This window comes from Actinoplanes utahensis (assembly GCF_016862455.1).
GTDB classification, from domain to species: domain Bacteria; phylum Actinomycetota; class Actinomycetes; order Mycobacteriales; family Micromonosporaceae; genus Actinoplanes; species Actinoplanes utahensis.
The window spans coordinates 18,002-38,228 of sequence record NZ_BOMZ01000108.1 but is presented as its reverse complement, the minus strand read 5'-3'; the positions used below and the strand labels follow the sequence as shown (position 1 = coordinate 38,228).

17 protein-coding genes are annotated in these 20,227 nt (G+C 71.7%); 1 reads left to right on the top strand and 16 read right to left on the bottom strand.

Annotated elements, in window-relative coordinates:
* Positions 1-34: 34 nt before the first annotated feature.
* Genes Aut01nite_RS38195 through pepN form a run of 6 tightly spaced genes read right to left on the bottom strand, consistent with a single transcriptional unit; the run spans position 35 to position 6,169 of the window.
* The gene (locus Aut01nite_RS38195; protein ID WP_043526275.1) at positions 35-382 is read right to left on the bottom strand and encodes a hypothetical protein; all 348 of its coding nucleotides are present in this window, start codon (positions 380-382) and stop codon (positions 35-37) included.
* Between the two features lie 35 nt (positions 383-417).
* A complete protein-coding gene (locus Aut01nite_RS38190; RefSeq protein ID WP_043526276.1) occupies positions 418-1,050 on the bottom strand; it encodes a histidine phosphatase family protein in 633 nt (210 codons plus the stop codon).
* Positions 1,047-1,442, bottom strand: coding sequence for a ribosome silencing factor (gene rsfS / locus Aut01nite_RS38185; protein ID WP_043526278.1), 396 nt, complete (start codon positions 1,440-1,442; stop codon positions 1,047-1,049). Before rsfS ends, Aut01nite_RS38190 begins: the two co-directional genes overlap by 4 nt.
* Positions 1,443-1,481: 39 nt before the next feature.
* Positions 1,482-2,087: a nicotinate-nucleotide adenylyltransferase gene (nadD, locus tag Aut01nite_RS38180; protein WP_043526280.1), complete on the bottom strand. Its 606-nt coding sequence runs from the start codon at positions 2,085-2,087 to the stop codon at positions 1,482-1,484.
* A gap of 23 nt (positions 2,088-2,110) precedes the next feature.
* On the bottom strand, positions 2,111-3,613 hold the full coding sequence (locus Aut01nite_RS38175) for a hybrid sensor histidine kinase/response regulator (protein ID WP_043526282.1): 1,503 nt from the start codon (positions 3,611-3,613) through the stop codon (positions 2,111-2,113).
* Between the two features lie 60 nt (positions 3,614-3,673).
* The gene (gene pepN / locus Aut01nite_RS38170; protein WP_043526283.1) at positions 3,674-6,169 is read right to left on the bottom strand and encodes an aminopeptidase N; all 2,496 of its coding nucleotides are present in this window, start codon (positions 6,167-6,169) and stop codon (positions 3,674-3,676) included.
* A 219-nt stretch (positions 6,170-6,388) separates the two neighbouring features.
* Here pepN and trpS point away from each other — a divergent pair, with 219 nt between their 5' ends.
* Positions 6,389-7,363 carry a tryptophan--tRNA ligase gene (gene trpS, locus Aut01nite_RS38165; RefSeq protein WP_043526285.1) on the top strand — a complete coding sequence of 325 codons (975 nt, stop codon included), beginning with the start codon at positions 6,389-6,391 and terminating at the stop codon, positions 7,361-7,363.
* Here the strand turns inward: trpS and Aut01nite_RS38160 are convergent.
* The 10 genes from Aut01nite_RS38160 to Aut01nite_RS38115 all read right to left on the bottom strand — a co-directional run bounded on the left by Aut01nite_RS38160 (position 7,343) and on the right by Aut01nite_RS38115 (position 20,217).
* The gene (locus Aut01nite_RS38160; RefSeq protein ID WP_043526287.1) at positions 7,343-7,780 is read right to left on the bottom strand and encodes a GNAT family N-acetyltransferase; all 438 of its coding nucleotides are present in this window, start codon (positions 7,778-7,780) and stop codon (positions 7,343-7,345) included. The two genes, trpS and Aut01nite_RS38160, sit on opposite strands and share 21 nt — an antisense overlap.
* Positions 7,781-7,837: 57 nt before the next feature.
* Entirely contained in the window at positions 7,838-9,346 is a 1,509-nt protein-coding gene (gene obgE / locus Aut01nite_RS38155) for a GTPase ObgE (RefSeq protein WP_043526289.1), read from the bottom strand.
* Positions 9,347-9,488: 142 nt separating this feature from the next.
* The gene (gene rpmA / locus Aut01nite_RS38150; RefSeq protein ID WP_043526290.1) at positions 9,489-9,743 is read right to left on the bottom strand and encodes a 50S ribosomal protein L27; all 255 of its coding nucleotides are present in this window, start codon (positions 9,741-9,743) and stop codon (positions 9,489-9,491) included.
* A gap of 7 nt (positions 9,744-9,750) precedes the next feature.
* On the bottom strand, positions 9,751-10,065 hold the full coding sequence (gene rplU, locus Aut01nite_RS38145) for a 50S ribosomal protein L21 (protein ID WP_043526292.1): 315 nt from the start codon (positions 10,063-10,065) through the stop codon (positions 9,751-9,753).
* A gap of 164 nt (positions 10,066-10,229) precedes the next feature.
* Entirely contained in the window at positions 10,230-10,718 is a 489-nt protein-coding gene (locus Aut01nite_RS38140) for a hypothetical protein (RefSeq protein WP_043526293.1), read from the bottom strand.
* A gap of 111 nt (positions 10,719-10,829) precedes the next feature.
* Positions 10,830-14,267, bottom strand: a complete 3,438-nt coding sequence (locus Aut01nite_RS38135; RefSeq protein WP_043526295.1) for an Rne/Rng family ribonuclease — start codon at positions 14,265-14,267, stop codon at positions 10,830-10,832.
* 228 nt (positions 14,268-14,495) lie between these two features.
* The gene (locus Aut01nite_RS38130) at positions 14,496-15,215 is read right to left on the bottom strand and encodes a TIGR03936 family radical SAM-associated protein (RefSeq protein WP_083999151.1); all 720 of its coding nucleotides are present in this window, start codon (positions 15,213-15,215) and stop codon (positions 14,496-14,498) included.
* 67 nt (positions 15,216-15,282) lie between these two features.
* Entirely contained in the window at positions 15,283-17,226 is a 1,944-nt protein-coding gene (locus tag Aut01nite_RS38125; protein WP_043526297.1) for a TIGR03960 family B12-binding radical SAM protein, read from the bottom strand.
* Positions 17,227-17,257: 31 nt separating this feature from the next.
* On the bottom strand, positions 17,258-17,656 hold the full coding sequence (locus Aut01nite_RS38120) for an STAS domain-containing protein (protein WP_236642761.1): 399 nt from the start codon (positions 17,654-17,656) through the stop codon (positions 17,258-17,260).
* A 50-nt stretch (positions 17,657-17,706) separates the two neighbouring features.
* Complete coding sequence (locus Aut01nite_RS38115; protein WP_043526300.1) at positions 17,707-20,217, bottom strand: SpoIIE family protein phosphatase; 2,511 nt, start codon at positions 20,215-20,217, stop codon at positions 17,707-17,709.
* Positions 20,218-20,227 lie beyond the last annotated feature (10 nt).

Sequence of the window (20,227 nt, the reverse complement as noted above, 5' to 3'; positions counted from 1 at the left end):
AAGGTACTTGATTCAGATGTGCGCCACCTGACGGCTACCGAACCGAGGAGACCTCGAAGGGCTCGCCCTGCATGCAGGTGGTCATCATGCCCGGGGCGGGTTTGCCGGCCACGGTGACCTCGGTGCCGACCTGGAGAGAGGCACGTGCCTTCTCGTCCTTGACGATCAGCAGGTGATCGCCGGTGCCGTCCTTGAGGAGCAGGCAGTTCGGCTCGACACCGGCGGTGACGGTGCCGGTGAGGACGGTCTCGCCGGGAGCGGCCGTCGCCGAGGTGGCCGCGGTAGCCGAGGGTGCGTCGCCGGGCGAGAGAGGGGGCTCGGTGTTGTTCGCGCAACCGGCGGCGAGCGCCAGGAGGAGCGCGGCGGGGACGAGGATACGCATGGTTTTCTGACGGTAGCGAAGCCGGGTGGGTTCCCTCACACCGGCGGCGGGACCGGGCGGTCGGCCATGACACCGACGTTGTACGCCGCCATCTGCCAGCCCCGGGTCTCGTCGCGGGTGAGCTCCACCCAGTGACAGTTCTGCAGGGCGCGCAGCGTGCGCAGCTGCTCACGTGGCCAGCCGAGCAGATGACCGACACCCTGCCGGGCGGCCGCGCCATGGGTGGCGACCACGACGGTGCCGTCGGCCGGGACCAGGCGGGCCGCGTCCGCGAGCGCCTCGGAGACCCGCTTGCCCAGGTCGTCGAGGGTCTCCACCTCGCCGCCGATGACATCTTCGCCGGCGGTCCAGCGGGCGTGCTCCTCGGGACGCTCGGCGGCGACCTCGGCCATGGTCATGCCCTGCCACTCGCCGAAGTATCGCTCGCGCAGCCGCTCGTCGGGGCGGATGGTGAGCCCGGTGAGGGCGGCGAGGGCGGCGGCGGTGTCGGCGGCCCGGCTCAGGTCGCTGGCGACGATCGCGGCCGGGCGCAGACGGACGAGCAGTTCAGCCGCGTCGACGGCCTGCCGGCGGCCCAGCTCGTTGAGCGGGACGTCGGTCTGCCCCTGCACGCGGGAGCCGGCGTTCCAGTCGGTGTTGCCGTGCCGCCAGACGATGAGGCGGGTCACGGGGCCTCGGCGCCGGCTTCGGCGAGGTCGCGGTCGACGAACGGGATGATCGGGCAGTCCTTCCACAGCTGGTCCAGGGCGTAGAACTCGCGCTCCTCGACGTGCTGCACGTGCACCACGATGTCGATGTAGTCGAGCAGCACCCAGCGGCCCTGCTGCAGGCCCTCACGCCGCTCGGGTTTCGCCTTCTCCGGCAGGTTGAGCAGCGCTTCCTCGATGGCGTCGACGACCGACTGCACCTGGCGCTCGTTCGCCGCCGAGGCGATGACGAACGCGTCGGTGATGTAGATCTGCTCGGCGACGTTGATGACGGAGATGTCCTGCGCCTTCTTGTCCGCGGCGGCCTGGGCGGCCGTCAGGGCGAGTTCAAGAGCGCGTTCGGTGACGGGCAAAAGGGGTCTCCTCGGTCGAGTATCAGGACTTCAAGCGTCTCACACCGGCCCGGAAATCCCCGCGTCCCGATACAGGCCCCGCTTGTTGATGTATTGCACGACACCGTCCGGCACCAGGTACCAGACCGGCAGGCCGGTTGCGACCCGGTGGCGGCAGTCGCTGGAGGAGATGGCCATCGCCGGGACCTCGACCAGGGTGACGCTGTCGGCCGGCAGGTGCGCGCCGGACAGCTCGAACCCCGGCCGGGTGACGCCGATGAAGTGCGCCAGCTCCAGCATGGTCAGCGCGTCCCGCCACGACATGATCCGGCCGAGCGCGTCGGCGCCGGTGATGAAGTAGAGCTCGGCGGACTGCCCGTAGACGGCCCGCATGTCCCGGAGCGTGTCGACGGTGTAGGTCGGCCCGTCCCGGTCGATGTCGGCGCGGCTGACATGGAAGCGCGGGTTGGAGGCGGTGGCGATGACGGTCATCAGGTACCGGTCCTCGGCGGGCGAGACCCTGCCCTTCTCGTACGGCTGACCGGTCGGCACGAACATCACCTCGTCCAGGTCGAACCGCGCCTGGACCTCGCTGGCGGCGACCAGGTGACCGTGGTGGATGGGGTCGAACGTCCCACCCATGATTCCGATGCGCCGCCTGGACATCAGGGAAGGATATCGGACGGAGATCAACCGTCGAGGCGGCGGCGAACGGCGGTGAGCAGCTCGTCGGCCGTGAACGGTTTCTCCAGCAGCGTCACCCCGGGGTCGAGGGTGCCCCGCGAGGCGAGGACCGGATGGGCGTAACCGGACATGAACAGGACCGGGGTGCCGGGACGGGCGTCGACCAGCCGCTCGGCCAGCTCCTTGCCCAGCATCCCCGGCATCACCACGTCACTGACGAGCAGGTCGATCCCGCCCTCGTGCCGGGCCGCCACCTCCAGCGCCCGCGGCCCGCTCTCCGCCGACAGCACCCGGTACCCGGCCGCGGTGAGGATCCGCCCGGCCACGTCCCGCAGCGCGTCCTCGTCCTCGACGACCAGCAGCGTCTCGCCCCGGGCGCCGAGCGTGCCGGGTTCGGCCGGCTCGTCGGCGACGCCGGGCGCCGCGCCGGCCGGCAGCAGCGCGGTGACCGTGGTGCCGACCCCGACCTCGCTGGTCAGGAGCACCTCGCCACCGGCCTGGGTGACGATGCCGTAGACGGTGGCCAGGCCCAGGCCGGAGCCCTCGGCGCTGCCCTTGGTGGTGTAGAACGGCTCGAAGGCGCGTTCGGCCACCTCGGCGGGCATGCCCGTGCCGGAGTCACGGACCCGCAGCCGCACCCGGCCGCCGGACAGCCCGGTGTCGATCGTCAGCGTGCCACCGCCGGGCATCGCGTCCCGGGCGTTGAGCGCCAGGTTGACCAGCAGCTGCTCGATCTGCCCGGGGTCGCAGACGACCGTCGGCAGCCCGTCCTCGAGCCGCAGGATCAGCTCGGTCCGCGGGCCGGCGGTCCCGGCGAGCAGACCCCGGGACCGGGTGATCAGTGCGTTCAGGTCGACCGGCTGGGGGCGGACCACCTCGCGCCGGGCGAAGGCGAGCAGTTGGTGGGTGAGTTCGGTGCCGCGCCGGCCGGCCCGGATCACCTGCCTGGCGTCGGAGGCGATCAACGCGGCGTCCGGATCGGGTGACTCGGCCTCCTCGATCACGAAGCCGGCGTAGTTGAGGACCATCCCGAGCATGTTGTTGAAGTCGTGGGCGATGCCGCCGGCGAGCTGGCCCAGGCTCTCCAGGCGCCGGTCGCGGTGGACCTGCGCCTCGGCCCGCAGCCGGTCCTTCTCCTGTTCGGCGCGCCGCCGTTCGGTGATGTCGCGGACCACGGCGACGGCGAGCCGCCCCTGGGCGGTGTCGACGAGCGTGGTGGACGACTCGACCGGGAACTCGGTGCCGTCCCGGCGGCGGGCGGTGGTCACGATCCGGCCGATCGAGCCGGGCGGCTCCTTGCGGACCAGGCGCCGCCGCTCCGGCTGGATCGCCCGGGAGTCCGGGGTGAGCAGCTTCTCCACGGACTGTCCGACGAGTTCGGCCGCGGGCCAGCCGTACATCTGCTCGGCCCGGTCGTTGGCCAGCACGATCAGATCCCCGTCCAGGACCAGGATCGCGTCCGGCGCGGCCCGCAGCAGGCCGCCGGCCAGCTCCTCCGACCACTCCACGCCGTCACCCCCGTGGCCTCAGGTTACGAGTCCACGGGGGCGTTCCGGGCACGAATCAGGTCAGCCTCGCGCGAGCAGGGCCCGCCGCATGTCGTCGTCGGAGTCCTCCACCACGCGGCGCAGGATCTGGTGCAGATCCCGGTCGGCGAGCAGGGTCGCCGCGAACTCCCGGGTGCGGGCGGAGACCATCACCGAGGGGTACGCCACCGAGGCGATGTGCTCGGCGCTCATCCCGCCGCGGTTGCGCATCATCTCCGGCATCTCGGTGAAGTACCGCTCGGCGTACGGCTCCAGCAGCTCCCGTTGCTCCGGCTGCCAGAACCCGCTCGCGGTCAGCTCGGCGAGCCGGTTGGACAGCGAGGCGTCCCGGACGATCGCGGTCCAGGCGGCCTCCTTGGCCGCCGGGTCCGGGCGGGCGGCCCGGCAGCGGGCGGCCCACTGCTCACCGGAGGCGCTGCGGTCGCGGGCCAGCTCACCGTCGATCACGTCGGCGCCCGCGACCCCGAGCACCGCGAGCCGGTAGATGATCAGCCAGCGCAGGTCGGCGTCGACGGCCAGACCGTCCGGCACGTTCTCGCCGGCCAGCCAGCCGTGCAGCCGGGCGGTGTCGACGGTGGCGCCGATCAGGCCGCGGGCGGCGGCGAGCTGCCGGGAGTCACCGGCCGGCGCGGCGGCGAGCAGCCGGTCGGCGGCCTGGGCGAGGAGTCCCAGGGCGGCCGGGCGGGTCTCCGGGGAGGCGTACCGGTCGACCAGCCCGCGGGTGGCCTTCAGCACGTCCTCGACGACCGCCACCTCGCTCTCCACCGGCAGCGCGGCCAGGACCAGGGCGACCAGTTCGGCGACGGGCCGTTCGCCGTCGACCACGGCGTCCAGGGTGGCGGCCCAGATCACGGCACGGGCCAGCGAGTCGTCCAGGCGGGGCAGCAGCAGCGGCACGGCGGCCGCCGACTCGGCGTCCAGGCGGACCTTGGCGTACGTCAGATCACCGTCGTTGAGCAGCAGCAGGTCCGCCGCGGGCTGTCCGGCGAGCTCGGCCAGCACGGTACGCCCGGATGCGTCCAGCTCCACCTCGAGGCGCCGGCGCAGCACCACGCCGCCGTCGGCGCGCCGGTCGTACAGCCCGACACCGATCCGGTGCGGCCGCAGGGTCGGGTAGTCCGCCGGGGCGGTCTGCGTCACCGCGACCTCGGCGTAGTTCGCGCCGTCCCGGGTGACCTCGGCGCGCAGCGTGTTGACCTGGGCCCGGCGCAGCCACACCTCGGCCCAGGCGGACAGGTCCCGGCCGCTCGCCTCGGACAGGGCGCGCAGCAGGTCGGCCAGGGTGGCGTTGCCGTAGGCGTGTGCCTGGAAGTGCTCGTTGAGCCCGGCCAGGAACGCCTTGTCGCCGAGCCAGGCGACCAGCTGCTTGAGGACGGCGGCGCCCTTGGCGTACGAGATCCCGTCGAAGTTGAGCAGCGCCTGCTCGGTGTCGACGACCTCGGACGGGGCGACCGGATGGGTGGACGGCCGCTGGTCGGCGCGCAGTCCCCAGGCTTTGCGGTGCATGGCGAAGGTGGTCCACGCGTCGGCGAAGCGGGTCGCCTCGGCGGTCACCCGGGACCCCAGGTACTCGGCGAACGACTCGTTCAACCACAGGTCGTCCCACCAGGCCATGGTGACCAGGTCACCGAACCACATGTGGGCCATCTCGTGGGCGATCACGTTGGCCCGGCGTTCCCGGTCGCTGTCGGTGACCGCCGAGCGCGGGATCATCTCGTCCCGGAAGACGACGAGGCCGGGGTACTCCATGGCGCCGAAGTTGAACTCGGGGGCGAACGCCTGCTGGTAGTGCCCGAACGGGTAGCGGATGTCGAACATCTCGTGGAACCGGTCCAGCGACTGCCTGGTCAGCTCGAAGATCTCCGGCGCCTGCGCGTCCAGGTGCTCGGCGAGGGCGGACCGCACGTACAGGGCCAGCGGGATGCCGTCGTGCTCGCTGGTGACCTGGTGGTAGGGCCCGGCGATCAGGGTGGCCAGATAGGTGGAGATCCGCTTGGTGGGCGCGAACCGCCAGCGGCAGCCGTCCCGGGAGACGAGCGTCCCGTTCGTGGCGACCAGCCACTGCTCCGGCGCGGTGACGCCGACCGTGAAGACGGCCTTGAGGTCCGGCTGGTCGAACGCCGGCAGCACCCGGCCGGCGTTGTTGATGAACAGGTGCTGGTAGAGGTAGGTGTTCCCGTCGGCCGGATCGGTGTACCGGTGCAGGCCCTCGCCGTCGTTGGAATACCGCATCAGGGCGTCGACGACCAGCTCGTTCTCCTCGGCGAGGCCGGTCAGCTCCAGGCGGGCGCCGGTCGAGGCCGCCGCGGGCACGGCGACCCCGTTGAGCGTCATCGAGGCGACCTCGGCGGGCTCGAACTCCAGGAAGGTCGCGGCGCCGGCCCGGGCACGGAACCGCACCGTCACACGGGAGCGGAAGGTGTCGCCGGAGCCGGTCAGGTCCAGGTCGATGTGATATTCCTCGACGTCGACGACTGATGCTCGCTCGACGGCCTCGGCACGGGTCAGGGTGGGCATGCCGACAATCATGCCCGTCTGGGGCCGCCGTCCCCACGGTGGGCACGCTACGCTCGATCCATGCGCGTCTGCCGTACCGACTGGTGGCTGCCCTGACGGGGCGGCTCACCCACACGCGCGAATCCACTTCCGCGGCCGCCCGATCCGGGCGGCCGTTTCTCGTCGAGCACGCGATCTCCCGGAGCAGACGGTCACCCGTACCCCCGTAGGGAGATCCTGATGTCGACCACCCGCCGCCTGACCGGTTTCAAGCCCACCGGCCACCTGCATCTCGGTAATCTGCTGGGCGCGCTGCGCCCGCTGATCGCGGCGCAGGACGGCACCGCGTCGATCACGCTGATCGCCGACCTGCACGCGCTCACCCTGGACCACGACCCCGAGAGGGTACGGGCGCTCACGCTCGAACAGGCCACGGTCATGCTGGCCGCCGGCGTCGACCCGGAACGCACCCCGATCGTGGTCCAGTCGCACGTTCCCGAGATCACCGAGCTGCACTATCTGCTGGAGTGCGCGACCGGCTTCGGCGAGGCGGCCCGCATGATCCAGTTCAAGGAGAAGTCGTCCGGCGGCGGTCACGTGCGGCTGAGCCTGCTGACCTACCCGGTGCTGATGGCCGCCGACATCCTGGCCCACGACATCGTCCAGGTGCCGGTCGGCGAGGATCAGAACCAGCATCTGGAACTCGCCCGCACCCTCGCGACCAGGTTCAACGCCCGGTACGGCCGGACCTTCACGGTGCCCGAGGGGGTACGCCCGGAGGCGGCCGCGCGGGTCATGGATCTCGCCGATCCCACCACCAAGATGGGCAAGAGCACCGGAACCGGGCGGATCGCGCTGCTCGACCCGCCAGACGTGGTGCGCCGGACGGTGGCCCGGGCGGTCACCGACGAACTGGCGGTGGTGCGCCGCGATCCGGGCCGGCAGCCGGGCGTCACCAACCTGATCGACATCCTGGCCGCCTGCGCGGGCCGGGAACCGGCCGATCCACACTCCTACGGAAAGCTGAAGCGGGAGGTCACCGACGCGGTGGAGGCGGTGCTCGCGCCGATCCGCTCGCGGCACGCCGCGCTGGCCGGCGACCCCGGGCACGTCCGGGAGATCCTGGCGGAGGGCGCACGGCAGGTCCGGCCACGAGCTTTCGCGACGGTACGCCGTACGCGTGCCGCCCTGGGCCTACTGGACCAGGACCGGTAGCCGCTTCTCGAACGTGACCAGCCCGGGACGGTCCGGCCGCACCGGCAGGTAGCCGGACGACCGGTAGAGGGCGATCGCCGCGGACAGCCGGGACTCCAGCTCCAGCCGGATCACCGGCCGGCCCGCGGCGAGCGCCTCCTCCTCGATCGCGACGATCATCTGCCGGGCCAGGCCGCGGCCACGGAAGGCGGGGCGCACGTACAGCCGCCGCATCCCCGCCGTGCCCGGCGCCAGCGCCTGCCAGCCCCCGCAGGCCACCGCTCGCCCGTTGACGACACCTACCAGATACTCGACGTCATCGTCCGGCTGGAACGTCCGACCCCGGGCCGGCATGCCGGAACCGGTCCGTTCCCACTGCTCAGCGGTAACGAGGACGGCCAGTTCCGGGTCCAGGGAGGGTCGAATTTCGATCAGCACCCAGGTGACTCTAGGTGACGACCGTTTCCGGCGGGTTGCGGTGATCTGGCCGACTGCCTATTCGTCGGTGTCGCCCTCGCTGTCATCCTCGTCACTCACCAGCACCGGAAGCTGCGCGTTGGCGACGGTGCTGACCGTGCCGTCGGCCGACATGTGGGTCAGCTCGTCGTCGTTGCGCACCCGGCGGGCCTTGCGCGCGGCGAGTCGCTGCGCCGCGGACGGCCGGGTGTCCAGCTCCTCCAGGCGGATGTCGGTGCCACGTGGGCCGGAGATGTACTCGCCCGCGTTCGGCGCCCAGTCGAACTCGCGCTCGCCGATCCGCACCGGGCTGCCCGCGACCGCGCCCTTCTTGGCCAGCTCGGCCTCGACGCCGAGCCGCTCGAGGCGGTCACCCAGGTAACCGATGGCCTCGTCGTTGTCGAAGTTGGTCTGCCGCACCCAGCGCTCCACCTGGGTGCCGCGGATCACGAAGACCCCGTCCTCGTCCTGCTCGATGGTGAATCCGGTGTCGTCGACCGCGCGCGGGCGGATCACGATCCGGGTCGCCTCCTCGACCGGCTTGGCCGCCCGGTGCTCGGCGACCAGCTTGGCCAGGGCGAACCCGAACTCCCGCAGTCCTTCCCGGGTCATCGCGCTGACCTCGAACACCTGGTAGCCGCGGGCCTCCAGGTCGGGTCGCACCATCTCGGCCAGGTCGCGCCCGTCCGGAATGTCGATCTTGTTGAGCACCACGATCCGCGGCCGGTTCTCGAGCCCGCCGTAAGCCGCCAGCTCCGCCTCGATCGCGTCCAGGTCGGCGAGCGGGTCCCGCTCGATCTCCGGGGCCGCCGCGTCCAGCACGTGCACCAGCACCGAGGTCCGCTCGATGTGCCGCAGGAACTGCATGCCCAGGCCCTTGCCGGTGGCCGCGCCGGGGATCAGCCCGGGCACGTCGGCGATGGTGTAGGTCTGCTCGCCGGCCTGCACCACACCCAGGTTGGGCACCAGCGTGGTGAACGGATAGTCGGCGATCTTCGGCTTGGCCGCGGACATCACCGCGATCAGCGACGACTTGCCCGCCGACGGGAAACCGACCAGGCCCACGTCGGCGACGCTCTTCAGCTCCAGCACGACGTCCAGCTGGTCGCCCGGCTCGCCGAGCTCGGCGAAGCCCGGCACCTTGCGCCGCGCGTTGGCGAGCGACGCGTTGCCCCGGCCGCCGCGGCCACCGCGGGCCACGGTGAACTCGGTGCCGGCACCGACCAGGTCGGCCAGCACCTCGCCGTCCAGGGTCTGCACCACGGTGCCGTCCGGCACCTTGAGGATCAGATCCTTGCCGGTCGCGCCGTCCCGGTTCGAGCCGGCGCCACCGCCGCCGTTGCTGGCCTTGATGTGCGGATGGAAGTGGAAGTCCAGCAGGGTGTGCTGCTGCGGATCCACCACGAGGGTGATGCTGCCGCCGTGCCCGCCGTTGCCGCCGTCCGGCCCGCCGAGCGGTTTGAACTTCTCCCGGTGCACGGAGGAACAGCCGTGCCCGCCGTCACCCGCCTGGAGGTGCAGCACTACCCGGTCGACGAACGTGGTCACTTGCGACTCCTACTGCTGCGAGACCCTGGTGTTGTGGTGACCTGCGGCTCGATGGCGAACCACACGTCACCACAGTGAAGCCGTGGAAAAACAACAGCGGGCCGCGGACCCGAGGGTCCACGGCCCGCTGTAGAGAAAACTACTACGCGACCGGCACGATGCTGACGGTCTTGCGACCGCGCGAGGTGCCGAACTGGACGTTGCCCGCGGCGAGCGCGAACAGCGTGTCGTCGCCGCCACGGCCGACCAGGTCGCCCGGGTGGAACTTGGTGCCACGCTGGCGGATCAGGATCTCGCCGGCGTTGACGAGCTGGCCGCCGAACCGCTTGACGCCCAGCCGCTGAGCGGCGGAATCGCGGCCGTTACGAGAGCTGGATGCACCCTTTTTATGAGCCATTGCGCGCCTACTTCCCGCTCTTGATGCCGGTCACCTTGACGCGGGTCAGCGGCTGACGGTGCCCCTGGCGCTTGTGGTAACCGGTCTTGTTCTTGAACTTGTGGATCCGGATCTTCGGACCCTTGGTGTGCTCGGCGATCTCGCCGGACACCGTAACGTTGGCAAGCTTGGCCGCTTCGGTCACCAGGTTGTCACCGTCGACGAGGAGCACTGCGGCGAGCGTCAGAGCGTCGCCGGGCTCACCCGCGAGCTTCTCGACCTCGATCACGTCGCCCTCGGCAACCTTGTACTGCTTGCCGCCGGTCTTGACGATCGCGTACATGAGACGCGGACTCCCTGAGACTTACGCAGCCGCATGGCTGCTGGCGGATGTTGCTAAAGATCCGGCAGGCGCTCATCTGTCACTGAAGCGCGCACGGAGCGGGCGCCGAAAAGGCGCCGTCGGAAAGAATACTTCATCGCCGGGCCGAGACCCAAACCGGGCCGTTAACCTCGTCCACACGCCTTGTCCAGCGTGCCGTGCAGGTCGGTGAGCCGCTTGTCGTCGAACTTCGCGATGTCACCCTTGAGCGCGGTCACCTGCGCGCCCAGCGTGGCGAGGGCCTTCTTGACCTCGGCGTCGGCGGTCAGCTTCGACATGTCGAGCAGGGCGAAGGAGAAGTTCTGCACGTCACGTGTGACCTTCTCCCGGGCCTTCGCCTGGGCCTCCCGGCTCTCCGCACCCGCCCGGGTCAGCAGGACCCGGTTCTCCACCACGGTCTTGCCGAAGGCGGTGCTGGTCCGGCTCGCCTGATCGCAGATGGCCTCGGTGTCCGCGGAGAGCGCGGCGTCGGTCGGCTTCTCGGTCTGCTGCGCAGCGGTCGCCGCGGGGGCGGCGGGGGCGGCGGGGGCCGCCTTCGGCTCGTCGCCGCCGGAGCAGCCGCCGGCCAGGAGCGCGGCGCAGATCGTCACCGTGGCGAGGGCAGGGATACGCATGGGAACTCGGTCTCCTCGGGGGAAAGGGATCGATCCCAGCGAGGGTAACGGAAAACCCGCCCCCGCAGTTAACTTTCTTTCTAGTTAACCGCGGGGGCGGGTTCACACTGCTCAGGGCCGGGTACGCCGCCTCGTGGCGCTCCGCCTCGACCGGCGGCGGGTGCCCGTGCCGGCGCCCACCACGTCCTCGTCGTCGTCCTCGTCCTCGTCGGCCGCGTCCGGGTCGTCCGCCCCGGCCAGCCGCATCGACTCGGCCTCCTCGGCGGCCGACTCCCGCGACGCGGGCTCGGCCTCCGTCTCGTAACGGGACAGGTCGTAACCGCTGATGTCGTACTCGTCGTCGGCGTCGGAGGTGGTCAGCGCCGGCTGCGCCGGGCGGACGATCCCCGAACCCGCCATCGGCGCCTGCACCGGAGCCTGCGCCTGGACAGGAGCCTGCGCCTGGACAGGAGCCTGCGCCTGGACAGGAGCCTGCGCCTGGACAGGAGCCTGCGTCGTCACGGGAGCCTGCACCGGGACCGGCGGGACCTCCGCGACCGGGCCGGCCTCCTCGACGGCCACCGGCTCGGCGACCACCGGCTCGGCGACCACCACGGTCTCCACCGGCTGCTCCACCGGGGCGCTGTCGCCGCCACCACGGCGACGCCGCTGACGCGACGACTGCTGCTGGGGCTGCTGCACGGGCGTCTCGGTACGCACGGGCGTCTCGGTACGCACCGTCGCCGCGACCGCCTTGACCTGGCTGCTCGCCCCGCCGCCGTTGCCGCCACCGCCGCCGTTCGACCGCTTCTCCGGCACCGGCTCCTGATGGATGATCAGGCCGCGGCCCTTGCAGTGGTCGCAGTTCTCGCTGAACGCCTCCAGCAGGCCCGCACCGATCCGCTTGCGGGTCATCTGCACCAGACCCAGCGAGGTGATCTCCGTGACCTGGTGCTTCGTCCGGTCCCGGCCCAGGCACTCGGTGAGCCGCCGCAGCACCAGCTCGCGGTTGCTCTCCAGCACCATGTCGATGAAGTCGATCACCACGATGCCGCCGAGGTCGCGCAGCCGCAGCTGGCGCACGATCTCCTCGGCCGCCTCCAGGTTGTTGCGGGTGACCGTCTCCTCCAGGTTGCCGCCCGCGCCGGTGTACTTACCGGTGTTGACGTCGACCACGGTCATCGCCTCGGTCCGGTCGATCACCAGGTGACCGCCGGACGGGAGAAAGACCTTGCGGTCGAGAGCCTTGAGGATCTGCTCGTCGATGCGCCACTCGGCGAAGGCGTCCGTCACGCCGGTGTGCCGCCGCAGCCGCTCCACCAGGTCCGGGGAGACCGAGTCGAGGTAGTTCTCGACCTCGGCGTACGCCTGCTCGCCCTGGACCACCAGCTCGCGGAAGTCCTCGTTGAAGAGGTCCCGGACGACCCGGATGACCAGGTCCGGCTCCTCGGACAGCGCCCGCGGGGCGTTGCCCTCGGCGGCCCGCGCCTGGATGTCCTCCCACTGCGCCTGCAGCCGCTTGACATCGCGGGCCAGCTCGTCCTCGGTGGCGCCCTCGGCCGCGGTCCGGACGATCACGCCCGCACCGTCCGGCACCAGCTTCTTCAGGATGTCCCGGAGCCGCTTGCGCTCGTTGTCCGGCAGCTTGCGGCTGATCCCGGACGCGTTGCCGTTCGGCACGTAGACCAGGTGCCGGCCGGAGAGCGCGATGTGGCTGGTCAGGCGGGCGCCCTTGTGGCCGATCGGGTCCTTGGTGACCTGTACCAGCACCGAGTCGCCGGAGCGCAGTGCCTGCTCGATCGAGCGGGCCCGGCCCTCCAGCCCGGTGGCGTCCCAGTTGACCTCACCGGCGTAGAGCACGGCGTTGCGGCCGCGGCCCACGTCGACGAACGCCGCCTCCATGCTCGGCAGCACGTTCTGCACCTTGCCGAGGTAGACGTTGCCGACCATGGTGCCGGAGGTGGCCCGGGCGACGTAGTGCTCGACCAGGATGCCGTCCTCGAGCACCGCGATCTGGGTGCGGTCCTGCTTCTGCCGGACGACCATGACCCGGTCCACCGCCTCACGGCGGGCCAGGAACTCCGACTCACTCAGGATCGGCGGGCGGGTACGGCGCTGCTCGCGGCCGTCCCGGCGGCGCTGGCGCTTGGCCTCCAGCCGGGTCGAGCCGGAGACACCCTGCACCTCGTCGGAGGTGCGCCGGGGCTCGCGCACCCGGACCACGGTGTGCACGCCGTCCTCGATGCCGCCGGTCTCGCCGTCACCGCTGGAGCCCTTGCGACGCCGGCGGCGGCGACGCCGGGTGACGCCGTCGCCCTCGCCCTCGCCCTCCTCCGGCTCCTCGTCCTCGTCCTCGCCGTCCTCGGCGGACGCCTCCGCGCCCTCCTCGGCGCCCTCCTCGGCGTCGGCGTCGTCGGCCTCGTCGGACGGGCCCTTGCCCCGGCCCCGGCCGCGGCGGCCACGGCGGCGACGACGACGGCCGGCGGCGCCGTCCTCATCGTCGTCGTTCTCGTCGTCGGCACCGTCCTCGACGTCGTCGGCGCTCTCCTCGGCCTCCTCCAGCGCCGGCTCCGCCTCGGCGACCGCCACCTCGGCGGGCTCCTCGGCAGCGCCCCTGCGGCGGCGACGGCTGCGGCGGGTGCCCTCGGCGGGCTCCTCGATGGTCTCCTCGGGCACGGCCACGGCCTCGACCGGCGCGGGCGCCGGCTCGGCGACGGCCGGGGCCTCGGCGGCGACCGGCTCGGCGGCCGGGCGGCGGCGACGGCTCACCGGCGCGGGTTCGGCCTCCACGGCCTCCGGGGGCATGAACAGCACAGCGGGCGGGAGGGCGCCACGGCGGCCCCGGGCGGGGCGGGCCGGCTTCTCCTCCACGAAGTCGTCGTCGAGCGGAAGGATGCCGACCACCGGGGCACCGGCGGCGCGGGCGGCCGCGGCGGCCTCCACGGCGGCTTCCTCGATGAGAGCGGCCTCGTCCTCCTCGGAGAGCTCCGGGACGGCCGGCTCGGCGGTCGCGGCGGGCGTCTCCACCACCTCGGCCGGTACGTCGGCCGGGGTCGAGTCCTCCAGGAGAGTGGGCTGTTCGGCAGCCGGCTCGACCTTCTTACGGCGAGCCCGGGTGGCTTTCTTCACCGGCGCGGGCGGGACCTCGGCGGCCTCCGCGGCCGGGCCCTCGGCGGCGGCCGGGACGGCAGCGGACTCGGCGGCCTGGACGGTGGCCGGCTCGTCAGCTTGGGGAGCTGCCGGGGCGGCAGCCTCGGCAGTGGGCTCGGCCTTCTTGCGCCGGGCCCGGGTGGCCTTCTTCACCGGCGCGGGCGGCGCCTCGGCGGGGTCAGCCGCGGCAGCGGCCTCGATCCCGGCGCCGGGCTCGGCAGCCGGGCCGGCGGCGTCGGCCACCGGAGCGTCAGCCACCGGCGCGTCAGCCTCCGGTGGAGGCGCTGCCGCCTTGCGACGCGGAGCCCGCGTCCGGCGTGCCGGGGTGGTGCTTGCGGCGGCATCCGCGGGCGGCGTGACTGCTCCGTCCCGTTCACCGCCCTGATCTCCCAGGTTGACTGGGGGCTCGTTATCGAGCATGGGGCGCTCTCCAGTTCTCGGCGACCCCGGGCGCGGGTGAGCGCTGCCACGCAGGGTCGCTGCAAAGTTTTTCGGGCCCAGCCCTGTGCGGGTCGGGCTTGCCGAAGTCTGCCAGTGACCTTTTTTCAACCTGGCATTGGCCGAAGACCACCGGCCCGTTGCCCGGTGCCGGGTGTTGCCGCCTCGCCATGCTGAAAAAAGCTCGACGAACACCGACCGGACTCCCGGTCAGCGCTCTCCGATGCCGACGCCCCCGCGATCCGCGTCCAACGGATCGACGATCTCCCCCTGCGCGGTGAGTGTGCCCTGGGCCAGCCGAGTGACCCGTGGGGGCACCGGCGGCTCCAGGCCGGCCACCACACGCAGACCGGAGAGGACGTCATCGGGCCGCACGGCGGGTGTCACCTGCCGTACGACAAGGTCGATTATCGCACACGGTACCGCAACCGCCCCGGAAGGTAGGTCCGGCTCAGCAGCCACCGCGCACCGGGACACCGCCGCCCGCGCGTCGAAAGCGCGCTTGCCCTGCTTGGTCATGCGTTCCACCAGGACTTCCGCCGAGTCCAGGAACGCGGTGACCGCCTTCTCCGCGACCGCGGGCTCGACCTGCGGCAGCTCCAGACGCCACTGCGAGGCGTCGATCCGGTCGGCGAGGCTGCCCTCGCCGGCGATCACCGCCTCCAGGATGTCGAGGCCCGGGGAGAGAGCGGCGTCCAGCGCGACCCGCAGCTGCTCCGGGTCGACCGGGGCCTGCAGGCCGATCTCCAGGTACTCCGCCTCGCTGCCGACACCGGTCGGGGCGGCGCTGGCGTACGAGATCTTCGGGTGCGGGGTGAAGCCCTGGGAGAAGGCGATCGGCACGGCGGCACGGCGCAGCGCCCGCTCGAACGCGCGGGCGAAGTCCCGATGCGAGGTGAAGCGGAGCGGGCCACGCTTGGCGTACCGCAGACGGATCCGCTGGACGACCGGGGCCTGACCGCCGACGGGTTGGTTCTTCGGAGGAATCGGAAATCTCCTAAACGGGGACCCGCAGGTTCTTCACGGGTGTCAGAGGAAGCAGCTTCTTGCCGGTCGGGCCGATCTGGATCTCGGTGTCCATCGACGGGCAGACGCCGCAGTCGAAGCACGGGGTCCAGCGGCAGTCGTCCTGCTCGAACTCGCTCATCGAGTCCTGCCAGTCCTGCCACAGCCAGTCCTTGTCGAGACCGGAGTCCAGGTGGTCCCAGGGCAGGACCTCCAGCTCCTCGCGCTCGCGGGTGGTGAACCAGTCCAGGTCCACACCCATCCCGGGCAGGACCTCGTCACAGGCCTCGACCCAGCGCGCGTACGAGAAGTGCTCGGACCAGCCGTCGAAACGGCCGCCCTTCTCCCAGACCCGGCGGATGACCTTGCCGACCCGGCGGTCGCCACGCGACAGCAGGCCCTCGATCAGGGACGGCTCGCCGTCGTGGTAGCGGAAACCGATCGCCCGGCCGAGCGAGCGGTCACTGTTGATCGCGTTCTTGAGCATCTTGAGCCGGCCGTCGATGACCTCCGGCCGGTCCATCGGCGCCCACTGGAACGGGGTGTGCGGCTTCGGCACGAACCCGCCGATCGACACCGTGCACCGGATGTCCTTGGTGCCGGCCGCGGCACGGCCGGCCCGGATCACCTCGTGCGCCATCTCGGCGATCTCCAGGACGTCCTCGTCGGTCTCGCTGGGCAGGCCGCACATGAAGTACAGCTTCACCTGCCGCCAGCCGTTCGAGTACGCCGTGACGACGGTCCGGATCAGGTCCTCCTTGGTCACCATCTTGTTGATGACCTTGCGGATCCGCTCCGAGCCGCCCTCGGGCGCGAAGGTGAGACCGGTCCGCCGCCCGTTGCGGGACAGCTCCTGGGCCAGGTCGATGTTGAACGCGTCGACCCGGGTGGACGGCAGTGACAGCGAGACGTTGGTGTCCGCGTACTGCTCGGCGAGACCGGAGCACATGTCACCGATCTCGGAGTGGTCGGCGCTGGACAGCGACAGCAGGCCGACCTCGTTGAAGCCGGAGAACTCCAGGCCCTCCTTGACCATCTGGCCGACCGTGGTGATCGACCGCTCCCGCACCGGGCGGGTGATCATGCCGGCCTGGCAGAACCGGCAGCCCCGGGTGCAACCCCGGAAGATCTCCACCGCGTACCGCTCGTGGACGGTCTCGGCCAGAGGCACGAGGGGCTTCTTCGGGTACGGCCACGCGTCGAGATCCATCGTGGTCCGCTTGGCGACCCGGAACGGCACGTCCGGCCGGTTCGGCACGACGCGCTGGATCCGGCCGTCGGGCAGGTAGTCCACGTCGTAGAACCGGGGCACGTAGATGCTCTCGGTCCGGGCCAGGCGCAGCAGCAGCTCGTCGCGCCCGCCGGGGCAGCCCTCGGCCTTCCACTCCCGGATGATCCCGGTGATCTCCAGGACCGCCTCCTCGCCATCACCGAGCACGGCGGCGTCGATGAAGTCGGCGATCGGCTCCGGGTTGAAGCTGGCATGACCGCCGGCCAGCACGATCGGGTGCGACTCGTCCCGGTCGGCGCTGTCCAGCGGGATGCCGGCCAGCTTGAGCGCGCACAGCATGTTCGTGTAACCCAGCTCGGTGGCGAACGACAGCCCGAACACGTCGAACGCCTTCACCGGCCGGTGCGCGTCGACGGTGAACTGCGGGACGCCGTTCTCCAGCATCAGCGCCTCGAGGTCGGGCCAGACCGCGTAGGTCCGCTCGGCGAGCACGTCCGCCTGCTCGTTGAGCACCTCGTACAGAATCTGCACGCCCTGGTTGGGCAGGCCGACCTCGTAGGCGTCGGGGTACATCAGCGCCCACCGGACGGTGGTCTCGTCCCAGTCCTTGACGACGGCGCCGAGCTCGCCGCCCACGTACTGGATCGGTTTGCTGACCCTGGGCAGCAGCTGCTCGAGCTGCGGGAAGACGGAACTCACGCTCATGGGTGTCCAGGGTACGCGAGGCCGTTCGGCACTACCGCTCCAGTTCCGCCGCGGCCCGGTCCAGGTCGGTCGCCAGCAGGTCGGCGCGGAACGCGCAGAGCTGCAGCGTCATCCGTGCGGCCCCGCGCTCCCCGACGACCAGCCGGATCGGTTTCCCCCGGTCGTCCAGATCTCCGACGATGAAGTCCAGCAGCCGCACCCCGGCGCTGTCCAGGAACGAGACCGCGGTCAGGTCGATCAGCACGGCGCTCGCCTCGGTGGTCCGGGCCACGACGGCCCGGCCGATGTCGTTGGCGTTCGCGAGGTCTATCTCACCCTTCAGATGGACCAACTCCGTGACACCCCGCCGCGAGAAGCTCACCCACTCGTCGGTCATGCCGTGCCCACCAGAACGGGGTGGCTCCGCCATGAACTCCCTCCGGTCGCTCATGCCGTGCTCACCAGAGCGGGGTGGCTCCGCCATGAACTCCCTCCGGTCGCTCATGCCGTCGTCCTGTGCCGTCGCATCGTCACCGTCGTCCCCTCGCCGCCACGGTCGAAGGCCACCTCGTCCATCGACTCGTAGATGAGCTGAAGGCCACGGCCGCGGGTGAAATCGGTGGGCGGCTCCGTCCCCCCGCGCCAGCCGCCCCGGTCGGTGACCCGGACCTCCACCGTCTCCGCGCTGATCGTGGCGGACACGTCGACCACCCCGAACGGGTCGTCGGCGTACCCGTGCTCGATCGAGTTGGCCACCGCCTCGGAACAGGCGAGCAGCACCGCGTTGAGGCAGTCGGTGTCCACCCCGTGGCCGGCCAGCCAGCCGCGCATGTCGGCCCGGAGCAGGGCGATCTGCAGCGGGTCCGCGCCGATCGAGCGTTCCAGCCGCTCCTCGGCGCCCAGGGTGAGGCAGAGCAGGCACACGTCGTCGCCGTGGTCCCGGCCGACCAGGGTGTCGGCCAGGCTGGCGGTCAGGCCCTTGAGCGGCGCGTCCCGCAGCCGCGCGTACTCGCGGGCGAGGGTCTCGAAACCGCGGTCGATGGGGCGGTTCCGGCGCTCGATGAGGCCGTCGGTGTAGAGCAGCAGGCGGCTGCCGGCGGCCAGGCGCATCCGGTGCTCGACGCGGCGGCGGTCGCCGGCCCGGGAGCCGATCGGCGCGGACCGGCCCTCCAGCAGGTACGTCGGGGAGCCGGCCGGCTCGTGCAGCAGCGGGGGCAGGTGACCGGCGCAGGCGTACGACACCTCACTGCTGAGCAGGTCGATCTCGGCGTAGACCAGGGTGGCCATCCGGGCCGAGTCGACCCGGTCACAGAACCGGTCCAGGTCCTCCAGCAGCCGGGCCGGCCCGTTCTCCGCCGAGGCCAGCGCCCGGATCGCGCTGCGCAGCTGGCCCATCGTGGTGGCCGCCTCGATGCCCCGCCCGACCACGTCGCCGACCACCACGGCCAGCTTGTTGGCGGTGATCAGGAAGGCGTCGTACCAGTCGCCGCCGACCTCCATGTCCTGCGCGGCGGCCTGGTAGTGGGTCTCCACCGCGAACCTCGGGTCGGCGCCCGGCACGTCCGCGGCCAGCAGGCTGCGCTGCAGGGTCCGGGCGATGGCCCGCTCCTGCTCGTAGAGGCGGGCGTTCTCGCAGGCGAGCGCGATACGGTCGGCCAGGTCGATGAGGAACAGCCGCTCGGCCTCGGCGCCGCGGCGGTCCGGGGCCATCCGGACGGCCAGCGTGCCGAGCACCCGGCCGCGGACGATCAGCGGCAGCACGGTGCAGCCCAGGGCGTCGCCGTCGGTGGCGAAGACCGGCGCCGCCGTCTCCACCGCCTCGGCCGTCCGCTGCTCGATCCGCGCCGGATCGGGCGCCGGGCCGCCGTGGTGCTCGACCAGGCCGGCCGGGCCGACCTGGAGCCGGATCAGGGCCCAGTCGGCGATCTCCGGGACCACCCGCTCGACGAGCCGGCGGGCCCGCTGCAGCAGCCGGTGCTCCTCGTCCAGCGCCCGCGTGGTGCGGGCCAGGAACGACGAGCGCTCCTCACGGCGCCGGGCGTCGTCGTAGAGCCGGGCCCGGTCCAGCGCCTGCCCGGCCTGCTGCCCGAGCAGCCGGATGACCCGCAGCTCACCGTCGGTGAGGACACGCTCCTCACGGAAGCTGAACGCCAGGACGCCCAGCACGTTCATCCCGGCCTGTTCGTCGGCCGGGCCGGTGGTCAGCGGGAGCAGCACCACGCTGCGCCGCTCGGACCGGCGCATCGACTCGGCCAGGTCCGGGAAGTGCTCCTCGGCCTCGGCCACGGTGCCGACCACGTGCAGGTCGCCGCGCCGGGCCACCTCGGCGACCGCCCGGGTCGACGAGCGGGGCATGTCGTCCCAGTTGCCGGTGGTCGGATCGGTCGAGGCGACCGCGATCAGCCGGTCCGAGTCGGTGTCGACCAGGTAGATGCTGCTGCTGGTGGCCTGGAAGGCGGGCTCCGGCGCGCGTACCACGGCCTCCGCGACCTCCGCCTCGGTCGGGGCCGCCGCCAGGTCGGCCACTATCCGCTGCAGAACCCGGACCCGTTGCTCCGAGGACTCGGCGGCCCGGCGGGCGCTCAGCAGCTCCCGCTCGTAGCTGCGCCGCTCGGTGGCGTTGAAGACCATCGTGCGGATGATCCGGGGCACCCCGGTCGGCCCGCGTTCCAGCACCGAGTTGACCAGGGTGGGCACCGCCTGCCGGTCCGACCGGACCACCTCGAGCGCGATCTCGTGCACCTCGCCCTGCATGTTCAGTAACGGCGCGTAGTGCGTCTCGTGATAGATCTGGTCGCTCTTGGTCAGCAGGTCGCGGAACCGTTTGAGGCCGATCAGGTCGGACCGCGAATACCCGGTCCAGTTCAGGAACGTCTCGTTGACCCGGACGATCGTGCCGTCCGGGAGCGTCGTCAGGTATCCACAGGGGGCATGCTCGTACAGGTCCTCGGGATCGTCGTCCCAGGGCAGTCGCAACTCCTGTGTCACGTCCGGCCCACCAGATTCACTCACGCCAATGCTC